22 protein-coding genes are annotated in these 24,197 nt (G+C 65.0%); 15 read left to right on the top strand and 7 right to left on the bottom strand.

The genetic code is table 11. From position 1 onward, the window contains the following. Positions 1-2 precede the first annotated feature (2 nt). From ACQ7JA_RS21215 to ACQ7JA_RS21205, 3 genes are all read left to right on the top strand, one after another. Positions 3-854, top strand: coding sequence for an AraC family transcriptional regulator ligand-binding domain-containing protein (locus tag ACQ7JA_RS21215; RefSeq protein ID WP_430901605.1), 852 nt, complete (start codon positions 3-5; stop codon positions 852-854). Positions 855-971: 117 nt separating this feature from the next. Next, complete coding sequence (locus tag ACQ7JA_RS21210; protein ID WP_430901417.1) at positions 972-1,826, top strand: endonuclease/exonuclease/phosphatase family protein; 855 nt, start codon at positions 972-974, stop codon at positions 1,824-1,826. A 99-nt stretch (positions 1,827-1,925) separates the two neighbouring features. Beyond that, positions 1,926-3,740 carry an ABC transporter ATP-binding protein/permease gene (locus ACQ7JA_RS21205; protein WP_430901415.1) on the top strand — a complete coding sequence of 605 codons (1,815 nt, stop codon included), beginning with the start codon at positions 1,926-1,928 and terminating at the stop codon, positions 3,738-3,740. A gap of 29 nt (positions 3,741-3,769) precedes the next feature. Here ACQ7JA_RS21205 and ACQ7JA_RS21200 read toward each other — a convergent pair whose 3' ends face one another. Further along, complete coding sequence (locus tag ACQ7JA_RS21200) at positions 3,770-4,816, bottom strand: glycoside hydrolase family 43 protein (protein ID WP_430901413.1); 1,047 nt, start codon at positions 4,814-4,816, stop codon at positions 3,770-3,772. A 199-nt stretch (positions 4,817-5,015) separates the two neighbouring features. Between ACQ7JA_RS21200 and ACQ7JA_RS21195 the strand changes: the two genes are divergently transcribed. From ACQ7JA_RS21195 to flhA, 3 genes are all read left to right on the top strand, one after another. Next, positions 5,016-5,333 carry a DUF805 domain-containing protein gene (locus ACQ7JA_RS21195; protein ID WP_430901411.1) on the top strand — a complete coding sequence of 106 codons (318 nt, stop codon included), beginning with the start codon at positions 5,016-5,018 and terminating at the stop codon, positions 5,331-5,333. Positions 5,334-5,515: 182 nt separating this feature from the next. Beyond that, positions 5,516-6,694: a flagellar biosynthesis protein FlhB gene (flhB, locus tag ACQ7JA_RS21190; RefSeq protein WP_430901409.1), complete on the top strand. Its 1,179-nt coding sequence runs from the start codon at positions 5,516-5,518 to the stop codon at positions 6,692-6,694. Continuing rightward, positions 6,694-8,817: a flagellar biosynthesis protein FlhA gene (gene flhA, locus ACQ7JA_RS21185; protein ID WP_430901407.1), complete on the top strand. Its 2,124-nt coding sequence runs from the start codon at positions 6,694-6,696 to the stop codon at positions 8,815-8,817. The genes flhB and flhA overlap by 1 nt, the downstream gene beginning before the upstream one ends. A gap of 16 nt (positions 8,818-8,833) precedes the next feature. Here flhA and ACQ7JA_RS21180 read toward each other — a convergent pair whose 3' ends face one another. Then, positions 8,834-9,118 (bottom strand): hypothetical protein, encoded by a 285-nt coding sequence (locus tag ACQ7JA_RS21180; protein ID WP_430901405.1) that lies wholly within the window; start codon positions 9,116-9,118, stop codon positions 8,834-8,836. A gap of 281 nt (positions 9,119-9,399) precedes the next feature. On the opposite strand from ACQ7JA_RS21180, the gene flhF reads away from it, so the two are divergent. The 6 genes from flhF to ACQ7JA_RS21150 all read left to right on the top strand — a co-directional run bounded on the left by flhF (position 9,400) and on the right by ACQ7JA_RS21150 (position 14,469). Continuing rightward, entirely contained in the window at positions 9,400-10,884 is a 1,485-nt protein-coding gene (gene flhF, locus ACQ7JA_RS21175) for a flagellar biosynthesis protein FlhF (protein WP_430901403.1), read from the top strand. Continuing rightward, on the top strand, positions 10,877-11,662 hold the full coding sequence (locus ACQ7JA_RS21170; protein ID WP_430901401.1) for a MinD/ParA family ATP-binding protein: 786 nt from the start codon (positions 10,877-10,879) through the stop codon (positions 11,660-11,662). Before flhF ends, ACQ7JA_RS21170 begins: the two co-directional genes overlap by 8 nt. 79 nt (positions 11,663-11,741) lie before the next feature. Next, positions 11,742-12,473 carry an RNA polymerase sigma factor FliA gene (locus ACQ7JA_RS21165; protein ID WP_430901399.1) on the top strand — a complete coding sequence of 244 codons (732 nt, stop codon included), beginning with the start codon at positions 11,742-11,744 and terminating at the stop codon, positions 12,471-12,473. Further along, the gene (locus ACQ7JA_RS21160; protein ID WP_430901397.1) at positions 12,455-13,198 is read left to right on the top strand and encodes a flagellar motor protein; all 744 of its coding nucleotides are present in this window, start codon (positions 12,455-12,457) and stop codon (positions 13,196-13,198) included. Before ACQ7JA_RS21165 ends, ACQ7JA_RS21160 begins: the two co-directional genes overlap by 19 nt. Before the next feature lie 6 nt (positions 13,199-13,204). Then, the gene (gene motD / locus ACQ7JA_RS21155; RefSeq protein ID WP_430901395.1) at positions 13,205-13,957 is read left to right on the top strand and encodes a flagellar motor protein MotD; all 753 of its coding nucleotides are present in this window, start codon (positions 13,205-13,207) and stop codon (positions 13,955-13,957) included. 26 nt (positions 13,958-13,983) lie between these two features. After that, positions 13,984-14,469 carry a hypothetical protein gene (locus ACQ7JA_RS21150; protein WP_430901393.1) on the top strand — a complete coding sequence of 162 codons (486 nt, stop codon included), beginning with the start codon at positions 13,984-13,986 and terminating at the stop codon, positions 14,467-14,469. 149 nt (positions 14,470-14,618) lie between these two features. Here the strand turns inward: ACQ7JA_RS21150 and ACQ7JA_RS21145 are convergent, their stop codons facing one another. Both ACQ7JA_RS21145 and ACQ7JA_RS21140 read right to left on the bottom strand, forming a co-directional pair. Further along, positions 14,619-15,743: a M35 family metallo-endopeptidase gene (locus tag ACQ7JA_RS21145; protein WP_430901391.1), complete on the bottom strand. Its 1,125-nt coding sequence runs from the start codon at positions 15,741-15,743 to the stop codon at positions 14,619-14,621. Between the two features lie 223 nt (positions 15,744-15,966). Next, entirely contained in the window at positions 15,967-17,007 is a 1,041-nt protein-coding gene (locus ACQ7JA_RS21140; RefSeq protein WP_430901389.1) for a M35 family metallo-endopeptidase, read from the bottom strand. A 226-nt stretch (positions 17,008-17,233) separates the two neighbouring features. On the opposite strand from ACQ7JA_RS21140, the gene ACQ7JA_RS21135 reads away from it, so the two are divergent. From ACQ7JA_RS21135 to ACQ7JA_RS21125, 3 genes are all read left to right on the top strand, one after another. Then, on the top strand, positions 17,234-19,858 hold the full coding sequence (locus ACQ7JA_RS21135) for an EAL domain-containing protein (RefSeq protein WP_430901387.1): 2,625 nt from the start codon (positions 17,234-17,236) through the stop codon (positions 19,856-19,858). A gap of 84 nt (positions 19,859-19,942) precedes the next feature. Continuing rightward, positions 19,943-20,374, top strand: a complete 432-nt coding sequence (locus tag ACQ7JA_RS21130; RefSeq protein WP_430901385.1) for a DUF2231 domain-containing protein — start codon at positions 19,943-19,945, stop codon at positions 20,372-20,374. Positions 20,375-20,415: 41 nt separating this feature from the next. Beyond that, complete coding sequence (locus tag ACQ7JA_RS21125; RefSeq protein WP_430901603.1) at positions 20,416-21,675, top strand: PQQ-dependent sugar dehydrogenase; 1,260 nt, start codon at positions 20,416-20,418, stop codon at positions 21,673-21,675. A gap of 9 nt (positions 21,676-21,684) precedes the next feature. Here ACQ7JA_RS21125 and ACQ7JA_RS21120 read toward each other — a convergent pair whose 3' ends face one another. The 3 genes from ACQ7JA_RS21120 to ACQ7JA_RS21110 all read right to left on the bottom strand — a co-directional run bounded on the left by ACQ7JA_RS21120 (position 21,685) and on the right by ACQ7JA_RS21110 (position 24,096). After that, positions 21,685-22,056: a cupin domain-containing protein gene (locus ACQ7JA_RS21120; protein ID WP_430901383.1), complete on the bottom strand. Its 372-nt coding sequence runs from the start codon at positions 22,054-22,056 to the stop codon at positions 21,685-21,687. A 30-nt stretch (positions 22,057-22,086) separates the two neighbouring features. Next, on the bottom strand, positions 22,087-22,812 hold the full coding sequence (locus ACQ7JA_RS21115; RefSeq protein ID WP_430901381.1) for an AAA family ATPase: 726 nt from the start codon (positions 22,810-22,812) through the stop codon (positions 22,087-22,089). A gap of 330 nt (positions 22,813-23,142) precedes the next feature. Then, positions 23,143-24,096, bottom strand: coding sequence for a sensor domain-containing diguanylate cyclase (locus ACQ7JA_RS21110; RefSeq protein WP_430901379.1), 954 nt, complete (start codon positions 24,094-24,096; stop codon positions 23,143-23,145). Positions 24,097-24,197: the final 101 nt, after the last annotated feature.

Raw genomic sequence — 24,197 nt, 5'->3', positions numbered from 1 at the left:
CGCTGTACCGGACGGTGGCGGCGACGCTCGACGACGAGATGCTGGGGCTGTGGTCCAGGCCGATCCGCAGCGGCACCCTGAAGTACCTGATGCTCAGCCTGCTGGACGCGCCGACCGTGCTGGTGGCCCTGAATCGCTTCGTGCGCTTCTGGAACCTGCTGCTGGACGACTTCCGCCTGCAGATCTCGACGAAGAACCGGCTGGTGAGCATCAGGGTGGTGGAGCGCGCGCCCGGCGCCCGGATCGCGCCGCTGGCGCACGAGCTCATGATGAAGCTGGTCCACGGCATCGCCTCCTGGCTGCTGGGCCGGGAGATCAGCCTCCACCTGATCTCCTTCAGCTTTGCCCGGCCCCGGCATGCGGAGGACTATGCTTTCCTGTTTCCCGGCGAGTTGCGCTTCGACGCTGCGGCAACGGGTGTCGATTTCCACTACCGGGATTGCGCCGAGCAGTTCAGGCGCGAGAAGCACGAGCTGTGGGCCTTCCTGAAGCGGGCGCCCGAGGACTGGACCTTCAGCGCCTTCCACCGCGCCTCGCTCACCGCAAGGACGCGCGACTACCTCGAGCAGCACATCGCGCAGCCGGTCACGATCCAGGATCTCGCGCAGGCCCTGCACACCTCCGTGCGCACGCTCAACCGGCGCTTCGCGCAAGAGGGCACGCATTTCCAGTCGGTGAAGGACGGGCTGCGCCGGGATATCGCGGTCCACCGGCTGACCAACTCGAACACCGGCGTGGAGGCGCTGGCCTTCGACCTGGGCTTCTCGAACGCCACCGGCTTTTGCCGCGCATTCAAGCACTGGACCGGCAGCAGCCCGAGCGACTATCGCAAGGGGACACGCCAGGGCGAATGACGGTCGCCGACGTTTTAGTAAAAGGCCTAAAACGCGGCGGCTTCTCGTTCATTTGCGCAACACATTGCCCCGAATGTGCTTAACTCTACGGGTGCATTTCATTTCAGGACCATTCACATGAACACACGTTCTCTCTCACGTTTTCTTGCCTGCGCCGCGCTGATCCTCATGGCCTGGATGCCCGCCGCGTCGGCCGCCGAACCTTTCAACGTCGCCACCTACAACCTGCGCTACAACAATCCCGGCGACGGTTCCAATGCCTGGCCGGCCCGCAAGGATGCGGTCAAGGCCCTGATCCGCTACCACGAGTTCGACGTCTTCGGCACCCAGGAAGGACTGGCGGGCCAGATCGCCGACCTGGCGCAGATGGCGGAGTTCGACCACGTCGGCGTCGGCCGCGACGACGGCAGGCAGGCCGGCGAGCATTCCGCCATCTTCTTCCGCAAGAGCCGCTTCGCGCTGCTGGGCAAGGGCGACTTCTGGCTCAGCGAAACGCCCGACCGTCCTTCCTTCGGCTGGGACGCCACCTGCTGCCATCGGCTCGCCTCGTGGGCGCGCCTGCGCGATCGCACGAACAATCGCGTGTTCTACGTGTTCTCGGTCCATTTCGACCACGAGGGAGAGCAGGCCCGCCGCGCCTCGGCCGACCTGGTGCTGCGCAAGATCGCCGAGATCGCCCGCGGCGAGCCCGCCATCTGCGTGGGCGACTTCAACTCGACCCCGGAAACCGTGCAGATCCAGGCAATGGCGAAGACGATGCGCGATGCACGCCAGATCAGTCAGTCGCCGCCCTACGGCCCGGTCGGCACCTTCAACGCGTTCCGCCTCGATGCGGCCATGCAGGACCGGATCGACTACATCTTCGTCGACCGCCACGCCGAGGTGCTCAAGTATGCGGTGCTGAGCGACTCCGTCGATCGACGCTATCCGTCCGACCACCATCCGGTCGTCGCGCGGGTGGTATTCAAGTAAAGGGCCGGGCACTATGTCCGTTTTCGCACGGAACACTCCTGTGCCCAGCCGTATTCTGGAGGTGAATTAACACCCAGCCGGGTTACCGCAGTCACCGCCATGAGCACGCCACCATCCGCAACCGCCGACGCTTCGAAGAACGAGACCACGACGGCGGCTGCGACACCGCCCCGGACACCGCCACTGTCGCTCGCGGCCTGGAAGCAGTTCCTCGGCGTGGCGAAACCCTACTGGCTGGGAGACCAGAAGGGCAAGGCCTGGTCCCTGCTGCTGCTGCTGGTCGTGCTGATGCTGGTCGAGACCAAGCTGGCCGTCATGCTCAACGAGCAGGCCGGCGAGATGACCTCGGCGCTGGCGGGCAGGAACGCCGAGCGCTTCTGGACCTCGGTGCGCGCCTGCCTGTTCATCCTGGCCTTCGCGGTGCCGGCCTACGCCTTCTACTACTACATGCGCGACCTGTTCGCCAACCAGTGGCGGCGCTGGCTCACCGGCCGCTTCCTCGACGGCTACCTGGGCGGACGAAAGTACTATGCGCTGGACGGCGACAAGGAGATCGACAATCCCGACCAGCGCATCAGCGAAGACATCAACAGCTTCACCGGCAGGTCGATCCATTTCCTCCTGATCTTCCTCGGCTCGCTGATGCAGCTGGTGGCCTTCAGCGCCGTGCTGTGGTCGATCTCGCACCTGCTGGTCGGCGTACTGGTGACCTATGCGCTGGTGGGCACCGTGGTCGCGCTCTACGTCTTCGGCAAGCCGCTGATCCACCTGAACTTCTGGCAGCTGCGGCGCGAGGCGGACTTCCGTTTCAGCCTGATGCGCCTGCGCGAGAATGCCGAATCGATCGCCTTCTACCGCGGCGAAGCGCAGGAGCGCGCACACATCGACGGCGCTTTCGACAAGGTGTTCCGCAACTTCGCAGGCCTGATCAGGCGCCAGCGTTCGCTGAACCTGTTCCAGCGTACCTTCAGCCAGCTGACCCTGGTGCTGCCCTTCGTGATCCTGGCGCAGGGCGTGCTGTCGGGCGAACTCGAGGTGGGCAGGGCGGTGCAGGCCGCCGGCGCGTTCACCGCCGTGCTGTCCGCCGTCGGGGTCATCGTCGACAATTTCGAGAGCCTGAGCCGCTTTGTCGCGGGCATCGGCCGCCTGCATGCCTTGTCGCGGCTGGTGCTGCCGGATGCGAAAGGCCAGGAGCCCGCGAACGAGCCGCGCATCGCGATGCGCCCCGCGCAGCAGCTCGCGCTGGAAAACCTGACGCTGCATCCGCCGCAGTCGAACCGGGTGCTGGTCAAGGCGCTGAGCCTCGCCTTGAAACCGGGCGACGCCCTCCTGATCACCGGCGAAAGCGGCTGCGGCAAGAGTTCATTGTTGCGGGCGATTGCGGGACTGTGGTGCAGGGGCAGCGGCACCATCCACCATCCGCCTGCGCAAGACTGCTTCTTCCTGCCGCAGCAGCCCTATCTGCAGCCGGGCACCCTGCGCAGCCAGCTGGTCTACCCGGGCAGCAGCTCGCCGCTGGACGACGAGGCGCTGCTGCGCATCCTGCAGCAGGTTCACCTGCCGCGGCTGGCGGAACGCGCGGGCGGCCTGGATGCCGTGCAGGACTGGGACAAGCTGCTTTCGGTCGGCGAGCAGCAGCGCCTGGCCTTCGGCCGCGTGCTGGTGCACGCACCGCGCATCGTCTTCCTCGACGAGGCGACCAGTGCGCTCGACAGCGGCAACGAGGCGGCGCTGTACGCGCTGCTGCGCGCGAAGGGCACGACCCTGGTCAGCATCGCCCACCGGCCGGCGGTGCTGCGCCACCACACCCACGTGCTGCGCCTCAAGGGGGAGGGCGAATGGGAGCTGCTAGAGGCGGGCGCCTTCCAGTTCGACGGGACGGTGGTGAGCTTCCCCGGCGGCAAAGCCGCGTAGGCGTAGGGCGGTCGGCGAAGCCGACCACCCTACAGCTGCCGGGGTTTCACACCTTCCTTGGTCAGCACCACCGGCTTGATGGTTCCATCCGCATTGAAGAACATCGGCTCGATCGCCATCTCGCGATGGCTGCCGTCGGTCTTGTCGAGCGGACGGCGGTGGTAGGCGATGTACCAGTCGTCGGTGCCGGGGATGTTCACTACCGAGTGGTGCCCCGCGCCGCGCGCGATCCGCGCATCCTGCTGCAGGATGGTGCCGATGCGCTTGAAGGGACCGAAGGGCGATGCACTCATGGCATAGGCGACCTTGTAGTCCGGCCCGGTCCATCCGCCCTCGGACCACATCAGGTAATACACGCCCTTGCGCTTGGCCATGAAGGAGCCTTCCACATAGGCCGGGTCGGGCGTGATCTCCTTGTAGGTGCTGCCGTCCGGGAGGGGCACGACGCTGAGCAGGTCGGGCGCGAGCTTGACGACGTTGGCGTGCTTCCAGCCGCCGTAGTACATGTAGACCTGGCCGTCGTCGTCCTTGAACACCATCTGGTCGATCGGCTGGGCGCCGTTGACGATCTGGTCGATCAGCGGGCGTCCCAGCGCATCCTTGAACGGCCCCTCGGGGCGATCGCTGACCGCGACGCCGATGCCGCCCAGCTGCCCGTTGCTCTTGATGTCGTTGGCGCCGAAGAAGAGGTAGTACTTGCCCTTGTGTTCGATGGCCGACGGCGCCCACAGGGCATAGGCCGCCCACTTCACGTTCTCGACGTCGAGCGCGCGTGGATGCTTTGTCCAGTGCACCAGGTCGGTCGACGAGAAGACGTCCATATAGGTCTGGTGCAGGTAGGGCTCCCAGATCAGGTCCTTGCGCTCGCGCATGCGCTGCTGTTCCGGTGTGAAGGTGGATGCGCGGCCGGGCGCGCCGTAGGGGGCGGAGAAGGTCGGGTAGATCCAGTAGGTCTTGCCGAAGATGCGGATCTCGGGGTCGGCATACCAGCCGGGGACGATCGGGTTGCCCGCCTGCGCGGACGTGGCAAGGGTGCCCGACAGGGCAAGGGCGAGCAGGGCGGCTATTTTTTTCACTATGTCATCCTCCATCAAGGTTGCAGCCTGCACAACAATAATGAAGTTCGGGATGTTTGCCTACGCAAGGCAACCATCTCCCCCGGAGTTTAGTGGTCGCGCCGTCTGCTTTAGCACCGCTGTGACAATCTTCGGCATTTGCAGGGAAAGCGATATGATATGTTGCTGCATTTCAACTTTTCTGGTGAACGAATACGACATGACCTTTACCGAATCGATTACGACTTGCCTGAGCAAATACGCGACGTTCCGCGGTGTCGCCTCGCGTTCCGAGTACTGGTGGTTTTTCCTGTTCCTGGTCGTAACGTCCTGGGCTCTGGGACTAGTCAGTGACGCGCTGGTATATATCTTCAATCTCGCCATGCTGCTCCCATCACTGGCTGCTGGCGTGCGCCGCCTGCACGACACCAATCGCAGCGGCTGGTGGCTGCTGATGTGGCTGATTCCATTCATCGGCTGGATTTGCGTTGTCGTACTACTTGTCGAGAAAAGTTCACCCAGCCGGTACGATTTTTAGGAACTTTCTAGTCTGTCATTGGCAAGCTGCCAGCAATCCGCAGCTTGACACTTACTGCTGAGTTGCTTTCCCGCGAACAAACGCAAATAGAGGGTATTTCCGACCCTGTTTCGCTTCTAGCCGTGCGGCAACACCTGAGATAATCCTGTTTTCGGCAGGCATGATCAACAGGAGCGCGGTGGATGGCGGAAGACAGCGACGCAGAAAAGACAGAACCAGCGTCACAACAAAGGCTCGATAAAGCCCGCGAAGAAGGCGACGTTCCCAGGTCGCGCGAACTTGCCACGTTTACTGTCCTGATGGTTGCCGGCGCCGGTCTGTGGATGACCGGCGGTTCGCTCGTCGGCAAGCTCGAGCTTGCCCTGCAGTCCGGCCTCTCGCTGAACCGCGAGCAGGTCTACAACCCCTCGATCCTGATCGAACGCATCACCACCGACCTGGTGGCGGTGCTGCTTGCCTGCCTGCCGCTGGCCGGCGCCATCATGCTGATCGCACTCGCCTCGCCCTTGCTCATCGGCGGCTGGAACTTCTCCAGCAAGGCATTCATGCCGAATTTCATGAAACTGAACCCGATCACGGGTGTCGGCAACATGTTCTCCACCAATTCCCTGGTCGAACTCCTGAAGGCCGTCGCCAAGACCCTGGTGATCGGCGCCGTGGCCTGGGTGGTCATCATGGGAGAGAAGGAAGAAATGCTCGGCCTGGCCCTCGAGCCGCTCAATGTCGGCAGCGCCCACGTGGGCGAGCTGATGGGCAAGGCCTTCCTCTTCATCGTCGGCGCCTATGGCGCGATCGCCCTGATCGACGCCCCGTACCAGCTCTGGCACTACCACGACAAGATGAAGATGACGCGCCAGGAAATGATCCAGGAATCGAAGGAATCGGACGGCAATCCTCAGATTAAGGGCAAGATTCGCCAGATGCAGCGCGAAATGGCGCGCGGCCGCATGATGCAGAATGTCCCTACTGCGGATGTGATCGTCACCAACCCGACCCACTATGCGGTGGCGCTGAAGTACACCGACGGCCAGAAGGGTGCACCGCGCGTGGTGGCCAAGGGTGTGGACGACGTGGCGGCCAAGATCCGCGAACTGGGCGCCGAGCACAAGGTGACCCTGCTGGAAGCCCCGGCCCTGGCCCGTGCGCTGTACAAGCATACCGACATCGACGAAGAGATCCCGGAAAAACTGTTCTCGGCGGTGGCGGAAGTCCTGGCCTACGTCTACCAGCTGCGCGCCTACAAGAAAGGCGATGGCGTCTACCCGGATCGTCCGACGAAACTGGCGGTGCCGGCCGAGATGGACCCGAACGACCCGGCCTACAAGGGGCCAGGCAGTGCGAATAATGGAGCGTTGCATTAATGAATAGCATCAAACTGCCGGCATGGGCAAGCGGCCTCGGAGCGCGGGGCGCGAGCGCGCTCGCCGCCCCGCTCTTCATCGTCGTCCTGCTGGCGATGATGATCCTGCCGCTGCCGGCCTTCGTGCTGGACGTGTTCTTCAGCTTTAACATCGCGCTGTCCGTCATCGTGCTGCTGACCGCCCTGTACACGGTCAAGCCGCTCGATTTCATGGCCTTCCCGGCCATCCTGCTGGTCTCGACCATGCTGCGCCTGGCGCTGAACGTGGCGTCGACCCGTATCGTGCTGACCGAAGGCCACACCGGCGGCGCCGCTGCCGGTAAGGTGGTCGAGGCCTTCGGCCACTTCCTGATCGGCGGTAACTTCACCGTCGGTATCGTCGTCTTCATCATCCTGACGATCATTAACTTCTCGGTCGTCACCAAGGGTGCGGGCCGTATCGCGGAAGTCGGCGCGCGCTTCGCCCTGGACGCGATGCCGGGCAAGCAGATGGCGATCGACGCCGACCTGAACGCCGGCCTGATCGGCGAAGCCGAAGCGCGCAAGCGCCGCAACGAGGTGTCGCAGGAAGCCGAGTTCTACGGCGCGATGGACGGTGCCTCGAAATACGTCAAGGGCGACGCCGTCGCCGGCATCATGATTACCCTGATCAACGTGATCGGCGGCCTGATCGTCGGCGTCGTGCAGCACGACCTGGCTGTCGGCCAGGCGGCGGAAACCTATACCCTGCTGGCCATCGGTGACGGCCTGGTGGCGCAGATCCCCTCGCTGATCATCTCGATCGCGGCTGGTATGGTGGTCTCGCGCGTTGCCAACGAAGACGACATCAGCAGCCAGGTGACCAACCAGCTGTTCGCCCGTCCGGAAGCCCTGTACATCACCGGCGGCATCATCTTCGCCCTGGGCCTGATCCCGGGCATGCCGAACCTGGTCTTCCTGCTGCTGGGCAGCGCCCTGTGCGGCGGCGGTTACATGATTGCCAAGCGCAAGAAGGACCAGCCGGCGAGGGAAGCCGCCGAGGCTGAAGCGGCGGCGGCTGCCGGTGGCGCCGCGGGCGGCGCGGCGGCCCCGGCCGAGTCGGAAGAGGCGACCTGGCAGGACGTCATGCCGGTCGACACCCTGGGCCTGGAAGTCGGCTACCGCCTGATTCCCCTGGTCGACAAGAACCAGGGCGGCGAGCTGCTCAAGCGCATCAAGGGCATCCGCAAGAAATTCGCCCAGGAAGTCGGCTTCCTGGCACCGCCGGTGCACATCCGCGACAACCTGGAACTGAAACCCTCGGCCTACCGCATCACCCTGAAGGGCGTGGAAGTGGGCACCGGCGAAGCGATGAACGGCCAGTTCCTGGCGATCAACCCGGGCATGGCCAGCGGCACGCTGCCGGGCCTGGTGACCACCGACCCCGCCTTCGGCCTGCCCGCGACCTGGATCGACGCCAGCCTGCGCGACGAGGCGCAAAGCATGGGCTACACCGTGGTCGACGCCGGCACCGTGGTGGCGACCCACCTGAACCACCTGATCACCATGCACGCCTCGGAACTGCTGGGCCGCCTGGAAGTCCAAGACCTGCTCGATCACATGGGCAAGGCGAGTCCGAAGCTGGTGGACGAGCTGGTGCCGAAGGTCGTCTCCCTGTCGACCCTGCAGAAAGTGCTGCAGAACCTGCTGCAGGAAGGCGTGCACATCCGCGACATGCGCACCATCATCGAAGCGCTGTCGGAATACGCGGGCCAGACCCAGGACCCGAACGAGCTGACCGCCATGGTGCGCGTAGCCCTGGGCCGCGCCATCGTCCAGCAGCTGTTCCCGGGCACCAACGAGCTGTCGGTCATGACCCTGGACAACCGCCTCGAGCGCCTCCTGATGCAGGCCATGGGAGCGGGCGGCGACGGCACCGGCATCGAGCCGGGCCTGGCCGACACGATTGCGCAACAGGCGGCCAACGCCGCCCAGCAGCAGGAGCAGTTGGGCCACACCCCCGTGCTGCTGGTGCCGGCACCGCTGCGCGTGTTGCTGTCGCGCTTCCTGCGCCGCGCGGTGCCGCAGCTGAAGGTGCTGTCGCACAACGAGGTTCCCGAGTCCAAGACGATCCGGGTGACCAGCCTGGTGGGCGTGCCGATGTAAGAGAGATCCGGGCGTATCAGTGCGCTGGTCTGCGACGCCGGAGGAGCAGCAGGACCGATAAGGTAAGGAGAACCACCAGCAGGAAGGCGCAGGCGAGCGCCAGCAGGGTTTCGAGATCGCACAGTTCCTCGCCATTGGTCGAGCCGTAGCGCTCGACCAGCCAGAGAGAGAAGGCAGGCGGAAATTGCGGGCCAAGATCGGGGCGGGCGAGCCACAGCTGGGCCAAGGCAGCTGTGGCGGCAAATACCCAGACGGCAAAGGTGGCACGAGCCGCGATGCTCTTCACGTGGCGGTCTTCCATCCATACGTTCTTATGGGACTGTCCAGCATATGTATGTTTCTCCGAACAGGCGTCTGAAACACCTTGTCGAGCATAGGCTGGGCGCCTACGTAGTCGGCTGAGATGCCGCAAATTTGCTCGTTTGTCACGCTGGTCCGGGCGGCCCTCTTCATCCGCCTTTTGAAATAGGCCTCTTTCCCCTTCCTTTTCCCCCGATGGTTTCCTCACGGCATCGCCAATAATGCTGGCTATGGACGGGCGTTTTCGCCCGCGGCGAACATGATTGAAGTGCGGAGAACAAGATGAACGTGAAGAAATTTACTGCAGCGACTTCCAGGGATGCATTGCGCAAGGTGCGCGAAGCGCTGGGTCCTGACGCGGTCATCCTCTCGAACCGTCCGGTCGACGGCGTGGTCGAGATCCTGGCGCTGGACAACGACGACGTCGCCTCGCTGTCCGCCCCGGCCATCGAAGAGCCGCAGCCGGCCGCCTTCAGCGCTTTCGACAACGATTTCGACCCGGAACCGACCTTCTCGCGTAGCGCCTTCGCCGCCGCTGCCCGCGATCCGCAGCCACAAGTGCGCCAGCAGCCGGCTCCGCGCGCCGCCGCACCTGCTGCGCAGATGATGGATCCGTTCGCCGGCCAGCCTGACGTGGCCCGGCCCTATGTGGAGCGCCGCGCCGCTCCCGCCATCGAGCCGGAAATCCCGCCGACCTACGTCAACCGCCGCGCACCAAGCCCGGAGCCGGGCATCGACATGGCCGCCATGACCCAGATGATGAGCGCCGCCATCGCCCAGGCCAAGGAATCCGCCGCCCAGGAAATGAGCGGCATGATGAACGAAATCCGCGCCATGCGCGGCCTGATGGAAACCCAGCTGGCCGAGCTGTCCTGGAACGCCACCGCCCAGCGCGAGCCCCAGAAAGCCGCCGTGCTGCGCGAGATGCTGGCCGCCGGCTTCTCGGCGACCCTGGCGCGCTACCTCATCGAAAAAATGCCGGCGACGAAAGACGCCGCCGACGCGCTGCGCTGGATCAAGACCGTCCTGGCGCGCAACCTGACGACGATTGCCAACGAAGACGACCTCCTGAACCGTGGCGGCGTGTTCGCCCTGGTCGGTCCGACCGGCGTCGGCAAGACCACCACCACCGCCAAGCTGGCGGCCCGCTGCGTGATGCGTCACGGCCCGGACAAGCTGGCCCTGATCACCACCGATGCCTACCGTATCGGCGGCCACGAACAGTTGCGCATCTACGGCAAGATCCTGGGCGTGATGGTGCACTCGGTGAAGGACGAGGCCGACCTGCGCATTGCCCTCAAAGAGCTGAAGAACAAGCACACCGTGCTGATCGACACCATCGGCATGTCGCAGCGCGACCAGATGGTGACCGAGCAGGTTGCCATGCTGAGCGAATCCGGCGCCGACGTGAAGCGCCTGCTGTGCCTGAACGCGACCTCGACCAACGAGACCCTGAACGAAGTGGTGCGCGCCTACCAGGGCACCGGCCTGGCCGGCTGCATCATGACCAAGCTGGACGAAGCCGCTTCCATCGGTAATGTGCTGGACGTCGTGATCCGCCAGAAGCTGAACCTGCACTACATCTCGAACGGCCAGCGCGTGCCGGAAGACCTGCACCTGGCCGACCGCGCCATGCTGATCGACCGCGCCTTCCGCAATACCCGCAACGCGGCAGCCCAGTTCGGCGACGCCGACCTGCCGATGATGATGGCCGCAGCTGGTAAACTCAGCCAGGACCGCGGCATGCGCGAGGTGCACCTTGGCTAGTTTCGACTTCGACCAGGCCGAAGGCCTGCGCCGGATGCTGCAGGGCCCGCGCCCGCGCATCGTGACCTTCCTCTCCGCCACCCCTGAAGACGACAAGGGCGCCATGCTGGTCAACCTGGGCGCCTCGCTGGCCCAGACTGGCAACGAAGTCCTGATCGTCGACGCCTGCGAGCGCGACTACGGCGTGGCCCGCCGCCTCGGCCTGAACCGCGCGGCGACGCTGGCCAACGTGGCGCGCCAGGAAGCGGCCCTGAACCAGGTGATGCACGCCGTGCCGCAAGGCTTTTCGGTGGCCACCCTCGGCACGCCGATCGGCAATACCGATACCCGCCGCCTGGCCAAGACCTTCGACGTGCTGGTCAAGCAGGCCGGCATCGTGATGGTCGACGGCGAACTGGGCCCGGATGACGAATTTCCGCTGCCCTTGATGGCCTCGTCCGAGATCGTGGTGCAGGTGGGAACCTCCGCCGCCTCGATCACGAATGCCTACGCCCTGATCAAGCGCCTGTCCCAGCAACTGGGCCGCCGCCCCTTCGGTATCCTCGTTACCGGCGCGACAGAGGCCGAGGCCAAGGTTGTATACGATAATATGTCTACCGCAGCAAGCCGTTACCTGGCGGTCAGCCTGAGCTCGATGGGCTCGGTGCCGGCCGACGAGTACCTGCACCGGGCCGCGCGCCTGGGCCGCGCCGTGGTCGATGCCTTCCCGCTGGCGGGCGCGTCGGTCGCGTTTCGCAGGCTGGCTGGCAAGTTTGCCTTGCACGCGATGCGGGCATGAAACCAGGTAGTTGTAGGGTGGGCGGTCCCCCGCCCACGCGTTCGACAAGCCGAACCAAGAGAAAAAGAACACTTAACGCATGTACACGGTCAAAGGGAAAGCGGACAAGAACCATTTGCTGACGGAGCACATGCCGTTGGTGAAGCGCCTTGCCCACCACATGAAGGCCAAGCTGCCGCCTTCGGTGGAAGTCGATGACCTGGTCCAGGCAGGCATGATGGGCCTGCTGGACGCGATCAACCGCTACGAAGACAACCACGGCGCCCAGTTCGAGACCTATGCGGTGCTGCGCATCCGCGGCGCCATGCTCGACGAGCTGCGCAACAGCGACTGGATGCCGCGCTCGACGCGCCAGAACATGCGCAAGGTCGAGGCCGCGATGGAGGCGCTGAACCAGCGCCTGGGACGTCCGGCCAGCGAATCCGAGATCGCCAAGTCGCTCAAGATGTCGCTCGCCGACTACCAGGAAATGCTGGGCGACTCGGGCGGCCACCAGCTGGTCTACTACGAAGACTTCCACGACAGCGAGGACGGCAGCGACGGCTTCCTCGACCGCTATGCCGTGGACGACAGCGATCCGCTGCGCAGCCTGCTCGATACGGGCTTCCGCCAGGCCGTCATCGACGCCATCGACAATCTCCCGCCGCGCGAGAAGATGCTGATGGGCCTCTACTATGAGGAAGAACTGAATCTGAAGGAAATCGGCGCCGTCATGGGCGTCAGCGAATCGCGGGTGTCGCAGCTGCACACCCAGGCGGTCTCGCGGCTGCGCGCCGCCCTCAAGGAGCAGTTGTGGACTGGGCAAGCGTAGCCGGGCTGGTGCTCGCGATCGCGGGCATCCTGGTCGGCCACACGCTCGACGGCGGCAAGTTCGCCTCGCTGGTCCAGCCGGCGGCCTTCGCCATCGTGGTGGTCGGCACCTTCGGCGCCGTGCTGCTGCAGAGCGAAAAGCGCAGCTTCGCGCTGGGCATGCGCATGCTGCGCTGGGTCTTTTTCCCGCCCAAATCCGGACGCCAGAAACTGTCGCAGGAAATCGCGCTGTGGAGCCTCTCGGCACGGCGCGACGGCCTTCTCTCTCTCGAGCAGTACATGGGAACGAACGACAAATTCGTCCAGAAGGGCCTGCGCCTGGTGGTGGACGGCATCGCACCCGAAAAGATCCGCAGCCTGTTAGAGGGCGAGATCAGCGCCTATGAATTCTCGCAGCGCCAGGCGGCCCGCATCTGGGAGTCGGCGGCCGGCTATGCGCCGACCATCGGCATCCTGGGCGCCGTGCTGGGGCTGATCCACGTGATGGAAAACCTGTCCGATCCGTCGCGGCTCGGCTCGGGCATCGCCGTCGCCTTCGTCTCCACCGTCTACGGCGTGGGGCTGGCCAACCTGTTCTTCTACCCGGTCGGGAACAAGCTGAAGGCCATCGTCAGCGACAAGGTGGCTCAATACGAAATCCTTGCCGAAGTCTTCCATGACCTGGCTTCGGGCGACCATACCCGCGTGGTCGACGAGCGCGTGGCCAGCCTTCTCGCGCGTCATTGACCTGCCATGGCGCGCAAACGCTACGACGATGAAGTGGGCGCCGGCGAACACCACGAGCGCTGGCTGATTTCCTACGCCGACTTCATCACCCTGCTGTTCGCCTTCTTCGTCGTCATGTACGCGATCTCCATCGTCAACGAAGGCAAGTACGCGGTGCTGTCCGAAGCGCTGGGCGACGCCTTCGGCGGACGCGGCGCGGCGCCGCAGGTGAACACCAATGTCGAGCCGGTGCTGCCGCTCTCCCACATCGTCAACCGCAAGCGCCTGGAAGCGGCGCGGCGCGAGCGCGAACGCATGGAAGTGCTGGCCAGGGACCTGACGGCGACCCTGATGCCCCTCGTGAAATCGGGCCAGGTGAGGGTGACGCAAAATGCGCGCGGCATCAGCGTGGAGCTCAATGCCAGCGTGCTCTTCGACCAGGGCCAGGCCGTGCTGCAGCCGGATGCGCGCGAGGTGCTGGGCGAGGTGGCCGGTTTGCTCAAGAACGATCCGCATGCGATCGAGGTCGAAGGGCACACCGACAATCTGCCGATCACGAATGCGCAGTTCGCCTCGAACTGGGAACTGTCGGCGGTGCGCGCGGCGAGCGTGGTGCGCCTCTTCATCGAGCAGGGTGTCCGGGATACGCGCCTGTCGGCCATCGGCCATGGCGCCACGCGCCCGGTGGCGCCGAACGACACGCCGCTGAACCAGGCCAGGAACCGCCGCGTGGCGGTGATGATCCTCGCGACGACACCGGAGCCGCTGCTGGTACAGTGAGTGACATTTTCTTTCATGGAGCACGCATGCATGTCAAACGATTTGTGCCTGTGCTGGCCTTCGCGCTGGGTGGCCTGGTGAGCGCCGTCGGCGCGGTGGAGAAGGATGCCCCGGTGCGCCACCAGCTCGAAGTCGAGACGGGCTCGAGCAAGGTAAAGGTGCGCCTGACGATCGAGAACCGCGGCGACACCCCGATCTGGGTGCCGCGCGAAGTGGCCGCCGGCGACGAGCTGACCGGCCGCCGCTTCGAGGTGCTGGATGCGAAGGGAAGGCCGGTCGACTATACCGGCATGATGGTCAAGCGCGGCGCGCTCACCGCCGGCGACTACCAGGAGGTGAAGCCGCACTCCATGCACATGAACACCATCGACATCACGCCGACCTATGCCTTCCACAAGGGGAAGCACAGCTACGAGATCCGCTATGACGGGCCATACCTGAAGGACGTGAAGCAGCTCGATGCCATATCGCACAGTCCCGCGGCGCCGGTCAGGTTCACCTTCGCCAAATGAAATCGTCCCGGGCACGCCGGCCGTTGTAGGGTGGACGGCTTCGCCGTCCGCGCGTCCAAATTCCGTATGAGCAGACGTATCGTCCATTCATCAGCCGGTTGAACGCGTGGGCGGCACAGCCGCCCACCCTACGAAAAACGATTCGCCGTTTAGTTCAGCGCCGGGGTGTTCTCGGCGAAGTACTCGTGCGAGTCGGCGTTGTCGACCGCCTGGGCCGGGTTGCTGATCGCCAGGCTGGCGGCGCCCGACTGGCCGTAGACGTGGTCGTCGGTGCCGGCCACCACGTTGAAGTGGCTCATCTCATGCACCAGGGTGCCGCCCTTCGAGTCGGTGCCGGTCATCGGCGCGGTCCAGAAGGCCTTGCAGACGTAGATCTTGTAGGGCTGGGTCGGGTAGACGTAGGCGTAGTAGTTCTGGTTGCAGCCGCAGTCCACGGTCACCGGCTTGTTGGCGAAGGCGTCCTTGATGGCGGCGAAGTGCGACTTCACGGTGGCCACGCGGGTGGCGTTGTTGGCGCCGAACCACTTGGTGTAGCGGGTGCCGATCACGCCGTTCTGCATGTAGGCATCGCTGTTGTTGGCCATATTGCTGCCGGCCGACATCGCCTGGGTGATGGTGGTCTGCTGCGAGGTGGTGCACTTGCTGAAGCTCAGGCTGGCCGCGGCCGGCTGCGCTGCTTCGCGTTTCATCGCCTCGATGTCGAGCATGAGCTGCGACTTCTGGCCGCGTGCCACGCGGCCGTCGATCCAGACCGACACCGGGCTCGATGCGAGCGAGGCGTTGTCGGCGTTGTCGGCGTCGAAGGCGGCGGCCACGCCGGTGCGGGCGTTGTCCTGCGGCTGGGCCAGGAAGAGCTGCGGCGAGGAGGTCTTGTAGGCGATCTGGTAGTCGCCGCTCACGCTCATGTCGTACAGCGCGGACAGCTCGACCTTCATGCTGTGCGAGGCGCCCGGTTTCAGCACGAAGTAGTCGGACCTGGTCGGCGCCGCGCGCTTGATGTGGGCGCCCAGGTAGGGCACGGGCTGGCCGTCGCGCTTGATGTCGAACAGTGCTTCCTCGATGCCATTGAAGGGCGTGCGGAACTTCAGGATGTACTGCGGCACGGACGAGGTGTTGGTGAAGGTGACGCGCACCACCACATCGTCCGTCTGGCCCAGCGTCGTCTTTTCGGGAGCGAGGGTGACCGCCACGCCCTTGGGCGCCGCGCTTGCATTGCATGCTGCCGCGAGCGCAGCGATGCCGACTGCCGACTTCATGAAGCGATTGAAGCTCATGTTCATTCTCCGTATGAAAATAGTTTTATGTGGCCCTTTATCGGGCCTTATCAGGTTGCTCCGGTGATATGGATTGAACCCAAATGCATATTTACGGAATGCTGAGCTTGTGTAAAGTCGATTCGAACTCGGCGTGACAAAATTTGTGAAAAATCAACAGAAGCTGAAAATGTCGAATCGTGCGCTGGCAAATTGTTTGTACAAGTGTTAGGCGGCGCTCCGGTCACTGCTGCGGCGGCGTGTTCTCCCCGAAGTATTCGTGCGAGTCGGCATTGTTGATGGCGCGTTCGGGGCTGGTGCGCGCCAGCTCGGCCGCCCCCTGCTGGCCATAGACGTGGTCGTCGGTGCCGGCCACCACGTCGAAGTGGCTGAGCTCATGCAGCAGGGTGCCGCCGCGCGAGTCGGTGCCCGTGAGCGGGGCGGTCCAGAAGGCCTTGCACACATAGATCGCGTAGGGCTGGGCCGGGTAGACATAGGCGAAGTAGGGCTCGTTGCAGCCGCAGTCGACCTTGAGGGGCTTGTTCTCGAAGGCGTCGCGGATGGCCGCGAAATTGCCCGTCACCTTGGCCCCGCGCGTCGCATCCGGCGCCCCGAACCAGCCGGTGTAGCGCGCCCCGTAGTTCGGCCCGGCGCCCAGGTAGGTGTGGGCGTCGACCGTCATCGCGCGGCCCGCGTCGACCGCCAGCGCCAGCTGCTCCTGCTGGGCATTCGAGCACTTGCTGAATTCCAGTCCCGCCCCGCTTGCCGCCACCTTGGCGGGCGGACGGGCGCCGCGCGGCAGGCGGCCCTCGATCCAGATCGAGACCGGGCTGGAGGCCAGGGTGCCGGGCAGCGGACGCAGGGAAGGCGTCGCGAACAGGCCTGACGCGCTGGTGCGGTAGCGCAGCGTGTAGGAGCCCGTCACGTTCATCTCGTAGAGCGCCGACAGCTCGACGGTGCTGCCGAGCGTGGCGCCCGGCGCCAGCAGCAGGTAGTCGTTTGGCCCGGGCGCGGGGCGCTTGGCGTGGATGCCGAGGTAGCGCACCTGCTGGCCGTCGCGCTGCACCTCGAACAGCGGCGCCGTCATCCCTTCGACCGGCGTGTGCCACTTGAGCACGTATTGCGGCGCCGGGCTGGTATTGGTCAACGTAACGCGCACCTGCACCTCGTCGTTGCGGCCATATTGCTGTCGCACGGGCGCGACGGTGACGGCGAGATCCTGGGCGGGAGCCTTGCCGATGGCGAGCAGCAGGAGCAGGGGAGAAAGGGAAAGGGGCAGGCGCATGACGGTCTCCTCGGGTTGGGAATCGTCCTAATGTGCTGCCGGCTTCCAGCCGAGGTGTTGCGCCATCCCAAGGGTTTATTTACGGTAGGCAATAAAACCACACCAACAGTATGGCTAATAAACAACAGGGTGTGAGTATTCGTGAATATTTACTCGATCCCCTGTTAGAGGATTGCTATCATGCAATGACATTATCCAAAACGAAATATTCAGCTGCAGGCCCCGCATGACAACCCCGCATCGAAGCAGCACGGAACAGTCTCCCGCCTCTCCCTCCCACGAGTTGCGCGCCCTCAGGGACGTCATCGACGACATCGCGCAGGAGATCGGGCTCGATTCCGACGAGGTCGAGGCGCGCAAGGCCTTCCTCGAACTGGGCGAGGCCGACGTGGCGGCGCTGCGCGACATCCACGAGCTGCTGGACACGCAGCGCGACGCCTTTTCCGACCGCTTCTATGCCCATTTGCTGGCCTTCCCGCAGCTGGGCACCCTGCTCGGTCCGGGCGCCGAGACGCGCCTGCGCCACGTGCAGGCCAGCTACTTCAGCAGCCTGACGAACGGCGACTACGGTCAGGACTACATCCGCGAGCGCCTGAGCGTAGGTGTGACCCACCAGCGCATCGGCCTGGACCCGAAGTGGTATATCGGCGCCTACCGCAAATACCTGTCCGAGCTGCACGACATCCTGTGGCGCCGCCTGCACGGCCAGCCCGAGCGCTTCCTGGCGGCCTGCGACGCCGTGCTCAAGATCGTCTGCTTCGACATGGGCCTGGCGCTCGACACCTATGCCCATGCCGACCAGCGCGCCAGCCTGCAGAACCAGAACTATCTCGAGCAGGTGATCGACGGCATGCCGGCCGGCCTGGTGGTGGTCGATGCCGAGCTGCGCGCCTGTTCGATGAACCGCATGATGGCCGACCTGCTGGGCGCCCCGGACGAGGCGCTGGCCGAGGCAAGGCTGCCGCTGATCGAACTGATTCCTTGTCCAGAGCTGGCCGAGTGCGCCGCCGAAACCCTGCGCACCGGCGCCCCCCATGACAATGTGCTGGTCACGCTCGACGGCCGCGCCGACGGCCTGCGCTACGTCGACTTCAACATCCGGCGCGCCCGCAAGGACGGCGTCCACATCCTGCTGCTGATCGGCCAGGACATCACCTTCCGCCGCAAGGCGCGCCTGCGCCTGCAGGAAAGCGAGGAATTCTTCCGCCTGACCTTCAACCAGGCCGCGGTCGGCATCGTGCTGCTGGCCGCCGACGGCCGCGTGCTGCGCACCAACAGCAAGATGTCGCAGATCCTCGGCTACAGCGAGATCGAGCTGCTGTCCCGCTTCTACCAGCAGTTCATGAGCGAGGAGGACCTGGCCGACGAACAGGCGCTGATCGGCGGCCTGAAGGCGGGCGAGATCACCGAGTACCAGCGCGAGAAGCGCCTGCTGCGCCGCGACGGCGCCCGCGTCTGGGTCAGCGTCACCGTGTCGAGCATGCGCGACGCCAACGGCAATCAGCGCTTCATCTGCGTGGTCAAGGACATCCAGCGCCAGAAGCAGGCCGAGGAAGCCCTGCTGCGCATGGCCAACCACGACGCCCTGACCGGCCTGCCGAACCGGGTCCTGATGCAGGACCGCCTGGGCCAGGCCATCATGCACGCCCACCGTACGCGGCGCCAGGTGGCGGTGATGTTCATCGACCTCGACCGCTTCAAGCACGTCAACGACAGCCTGGGCCACGATGCCGGCGACCAGCTGATCGTCGAGATCGCCCGCCGCCTGTCAAACAGCCTACGCGAGAGCGACACCGTGGCGCGCCAGGGCGGTGACGAATTCGTCGTGGTGCTGCCCGACCTGGCCGGCGAGGACGATGCCGCCAAGGTGGCGCGCAAGCTGCTCGACAACCTGTTCCAGCCAATGATGTTGCGCGGCCAGGAAGTCTTCCCCTCCGGCTCGATCGGCATCGCGATGTACCCGCGCGACGGCCAGGACAGCACCACCCTGCTCAAATGCGCCGACAGCGCGATGTACGGCTCCAAGGGGCAGGGCGGCAACCACTATTCCTTCTACACGGCCGAGATGGGCGCCCAGGCCTACGAGCACCTGCGCATGGAAGGCGCCCTGCAGCGCGCCCTGCAGCGCGAGGAGTTCCTGCTGCACTACCAGCCCGTGGTCGACATCGGCAGCGGCACCGTGACCGGGGTCGAGGCCCTGCTGCGCTGGCAGCCGCTGGACCGCGGGATGGTCGCACCAAGCGAGTTCATCCCGCTGGCCGAAGAGACCGGCCTGATCGTCCCGATCGGCGACTGGGTGCTGGCGACGGCCATGCGCCAGCAGGTGGCCTGGGCTGACGCCGGCCTGCCGCCGGTGCGCATCAGCGTGAACCTGTCGGCGCGCCAGTTCCTCGGCCAGGACGTGGCCCAGCGCGTGGGCGCCCTGCTGAAGGAAACCGGCTGCGACCCGGCCTACCTGACCCTGGAGATCACCGAGAGCGTGCTGATGGAAAACCCGCTGGCCGCGACCGAGACCATGGGCCGCCTGGCCGCCATGGGCGTGCAGCTGGCGATCGACGACTTCGGCACCGGCTACTCGAGCCTGGCCAGCCTGAAGCGCTTCCCGATCCACAGCCTCAAGATCGACCGCTCCTTCGTGATGGACCTGACCCAGGACGCGGACGATGCGGCCATCGTCAACGCCGTGATCGCGCTGGCGCACTCGATGAAGCTGAACGTGATCGCGGAAGGCGTCGAGACCCAGGAGCAGCTGGCCTTCCTGCAGGAGCACGGCTGCGACCAGATGCAGGGCTACTGCTTCAGCAGGCCGGTGGCGCCACAGGGGATAGAGGCGATCCTGCGCCGGGCGTAGCGACTGGCAAAATCAACATTGCGACAGGGTCGGGCGATCATCGATATCATTTGATTAAGTTAATTCTCAATCAAGGACAAGCCGATGTCGTCGACCGTCACAGCCAACCCGGCCTATCTGAGCCCGCCGGGACCACTTCACACGATTTTGCTGGCAGGAACCGTTCCCCTGTTCCTCGGCGCTCTGCTGAGCGATATCGCCTACTACCAGACCCACCAGATCCAGTGGAGCAACTTCGCGTCCTGGCTCATCGCCGGCGCCGAGCTCTTTTGCGGACTGGCGCTGCTGTGCGCCCTGGTGAACCTGATCCGCGCGCCGCGCAAGGCCGGCCGCCCCGTGCTCTACGTGGTCCTGCTCCTGCTGACCTTCGTGCTGGGTCTCATCAACGCCTTCCAGCATGCGAAGGATGCCTGGGCCGTCATGCCTGCCGGCCTGGTCCTGTCGGTGATCGTCACCGTGCTGGCGCTGATCGCGACCTGGATCGGCTTGACGACGTGGTCGGGAGGTGCAAAATGAGGACGTTGAATACGCAACTGAAACCGCTCGCCCTGCTGGGCATGGCGCTGCTGCTGAGCGCCTGCAGCAACGAAGGCAGCAAGACCCTGGCGCGCGGCCCGAACCCGACATTGCCGGCGCCGGAGCGCGGCCTGCTGCCCGACATGAAGATCGCCGAGCCGACCCCGTGGGGCGACCAGAAGCCCACCGTGCCGCAAGGCTTCACCGTCACCGCGATCGCGACCGACCTGAAGATCCCGCGCCAGACCCTGGTGCTGCCGAACGGCGACATCCTGGTGGCGGAAGGCCGCGGCGGCAGCGCCGCGAAGCTGAAACCCAAGGACGTCATCGCCGGCTATATCAAGGCAAAGGGCAATACCAAGGTCAAGGGCGGCAACCGCCTGACCCTGCTGCGCGACGCCGACGGCGACGGCAAGTACGAACTCAACACCGTATTCGCGGAAAACCTGAACGCGCCCTACGGCCTGGCCTTTGCCAACAACAAGATCTACGTCGCCAACCAGGACGAGCTGGTCAGCTTCGACTACCAGGAAGGCCAGACCAAGGCCGCCGGCGCGCCCGCCAGCGTCGCCAAGCTGCCTTCGGAGATCAACCACCACTGGACCAAGGCGCTGACCATCAGCGCCGATGGGCGCTTCGCCTACGTGGGCATCGGCTCGAACAGCAATATCACCGAGCGCGGCATGGAGGCGGAACGCGACCGCGCCATGGTGTGGCAGATCGACGTGAATACGGGCGCCTACAAACCGTATGCGACCGGCATCCGCAATCCGACCGCGCTGGCGATCCAGCCCGGCACCGGGCAGCTGTGGGCGGTCGTCAACGAGCGCGACGAGATCGGGCCGGACCTGGTGCCCGACTACCTGACCTCGGTGCGCGAAGGCGGTTTCTACGGTTGGCCCTACAGTTACTGGGGACAGAACGTCGATACGCGCGTGCAGCCGCCTGACCCGAAGAAGGTGGCCTCCGCCATCAAGCCGGACTACAGCCTGGGCCCGCACGTGGCCGCCCTCGGCCTGGCGTTTTCCCAGCCGGTGATGGGGGACGCGTTCGCGGACGGCGTGTTCGTGGGCGAGCATGGCAGCTGGAACCGCAATCCGCCGTCGGGCTACAAGGTCATCTTCGTGCCCTTCAGGAACGGTAAGCCCGCCGGCGAGCCGGTCGATTTCGTCAGCGGCTTCCGCGACGGCGAGGGCAAGACCCGTGGGCGGCCGGTGGGCGTGACGGTCGATCCACGCGGTGCGCTGATCGTCGCGGACGACCTGGCGAACACCGTGTGGCGGGTGGCGAAAGCCCGCTGAGGCCCCGCCTTACGCCGGCCGGTTCTGGGTGCCCGCGCCGCGCGTGACGTGCAGCATGCGGCTCGGCTCGCGCACCTTGGCGGTATGCCAGACGCCGCGCGGCACCACCACGGCGCCGCTGCCGCGCAAGGCGATGGCCTGTATCCCATCGCCTTGCTCCAGGTGCAGTTCGACGGCGCCCGACAGCAGGTAGACGAATTCGTCGCCTTCGGGGTGCATTTCCCAGGTCGGCCAGTCCTCGGTGAACGCGAATTCGCTGATCAGCCAGCCGTCGCCGGCCTGTTCCATATTGGCGGGCTGCCAGAAGGTGTCCGCCGAAAAGCACTGCGAACTGCCGTCTTCGGCGAGGTAGACGTAGGACTGCTGCGGGTTCAGGGACATGTGCCCTCCAGTCGCTTGTTGGCGCCGGCCTTATTCGTCGCTCAATAACTGCGACAGCCGGCGCGGATAGTTGTTGAGGAAGTCCCGGGTCGTCGCGTAGTGTTCGGTGTCTTCATAAGCCACCTTGGCGATGCCGGAATCGTCGAAGCAGTAGATCGTCGCTTTCGGATACGATAGCAATATCGGCGAATGGGTCGCGATGATGAACTGGGCATCCTGCTGGACCAGCTGGTCGATCATGCTCAGCGCCGCCAGCTGGCGGTTCGGCGACAGCGCCGCCTCGGGCTCGTCGAGCAGGTAGAGGCCGCCTTTCTGGAAGTTGAGCAATAGCTCGATGAATGCCTCGCCGTGCGAACGGCGATGAAGTCCCGCACCGTTCCTGGCGCTTCCGTCCACCTCATCCATATAGCTGAACACATTGAACATGCTTTCGGCGCGCAGAAAGTAAGCGTGTTTTGACTGGCGAAAACCTTTTATCAGCCGGAGGTGCTCCTGCAAGGAAGAGACTTCCTGCTGAGCGCGGTGAACGCTGCGCGGTCCGCCCTCCGCCGGTAGTCCAAGGGCGACGGCAATGGCTTCGAGCACGGTCGACTTCCCGGCGCCATTTTCTCCAACAAGGAAGGTCACGTCGGGATGCATGTCCAGCACGCCCATCTCCCTGATCGCGGGGATCGTAAACGGGTAGGTTTCCAGGTCCAGGTCCGCGTTCGGATCGATGGAGATGGAGCGCAGATAGGGTTTGGCGGTCAGCGTCATCGTGGTTTATCGCTTGGCAGGGACGACAGGCCGGTCGAGGGGCCGCGTCGGCCGCTCTGATTTTATCCATCAAACGTTGTGCCGTGGGAAAATCATCGCCGTTCTTTCTTTGCGGGGAGCCCGCGTACCTTTGCCTGACAGGCCATCGTGCACTCAGCATAGCAGGCTTGAGAAGACGAAAATTCACCGACTGTCACGGCGCGTGGCTCCGCCCAAGCGACAACCCTGGAGGGCAGGTCTGGCATCCAGACACCCGCTCAGCCTTGGACGCATGCCAGGATCGCTGGCGTCGAGGCCGTATCCGGATGCCAGACCGCGACGTTGTCGCGTTCAGGGCTCGACGTCGCAGAGGCGGTCGCGGCCTGCGGATTTCGCCTGGTAGAGGCGGTGGTCGACGCGCGCCAGGAAGACACCCGGATCGTCGTCCGAGCCAGGCACGATGGTGCCGGCGCCCATGCTGACCGTGACTTCGCGGCCGACCCCGGACCTGGCATGCGGAAGCGCCTCGTTGCCCAGCAGCTTGCGGCAGCGTTCGGCCACGCCGCGCGCCGCCTCCGCATCGGTGGCCGGAAGCAGCAGGACGAATTCCTCGCCGCCGAAGCGCGCGCACAGGTCGCGCGAGCGCGAGGCGCCGGCATCGAGTACCTGCGCGACGCGCCGCAGGCATTCATCCCCCTGGACATGTCCGTAGTGGTCGTTGTACTGCTTGAAGTAGTCGATGTCGACCACGACCAGCGACAGGGGCTCGCCGGTGGCCCGCGCCTTGGCCCACTCGACCGGATACAGGGTATCGAACATGCGGCGGTTGGCCACGCCGGTCAGGCTGTCCCGGTAGGACAGCACTTCCAGTTCGCGCTGCAGCTGCAGGATCTTGTCTTCCGCCTGCTTGCGCGCGGTGATGTCGAACATGAAGCCGATCAGCGACTCGACGCTGCCGTCCGCCCGGCGCACCACGTGCACGACGTCGCGGATCCAGACGTAGTCGCCATCGCGTGTCAGGGCGCGGTAGTCCGCCTCGTGGTCCACACCCTGCTGCGACTGCGAGACGCAGAAATCGACCGTCTTCTGGCGGTCTTCCGGATGCATGCGCTCGGCCCAGTCGTTCACGGTCATCCAGCTGGACGGGCTCCAGCCCAGCAGCGCTTCGATCTGCGGGCCGATGTAGGTGAAGCGCATGGTCGCCCAGTCGATACGCCAGGGAATCGCCTTGGTCGACTCCAGCAGCGTGCGATAGACGTCGGGGGAGGTGTCGAGCGGGGTCTGGTGGGGGAAAGCGGTAGTCATGATCATGCATATGCCGTGTGAATAAGGCATTGTGCACTGGAAATGTGACCGTTTGTCGACTTTATGCGCTGCTCGACAGCTGCGAGGCCGGTGCGCCGACA

It is taken from the genome of Massilia sp. BKSP1R2A-1, assembly GCF_050586525.1.
Classification (GTDB): domain Bacteria; phylum Pseudomonadota; class Gammaproteobacteria; order Burkholderiales; family Burkholderiaceae_D; genus Telluria.
The sequence above is the reverse complement of the archived record's forward strand: the minus strand, read 5'-3'. Positions and strand labels throughout refer to the sequence as shown.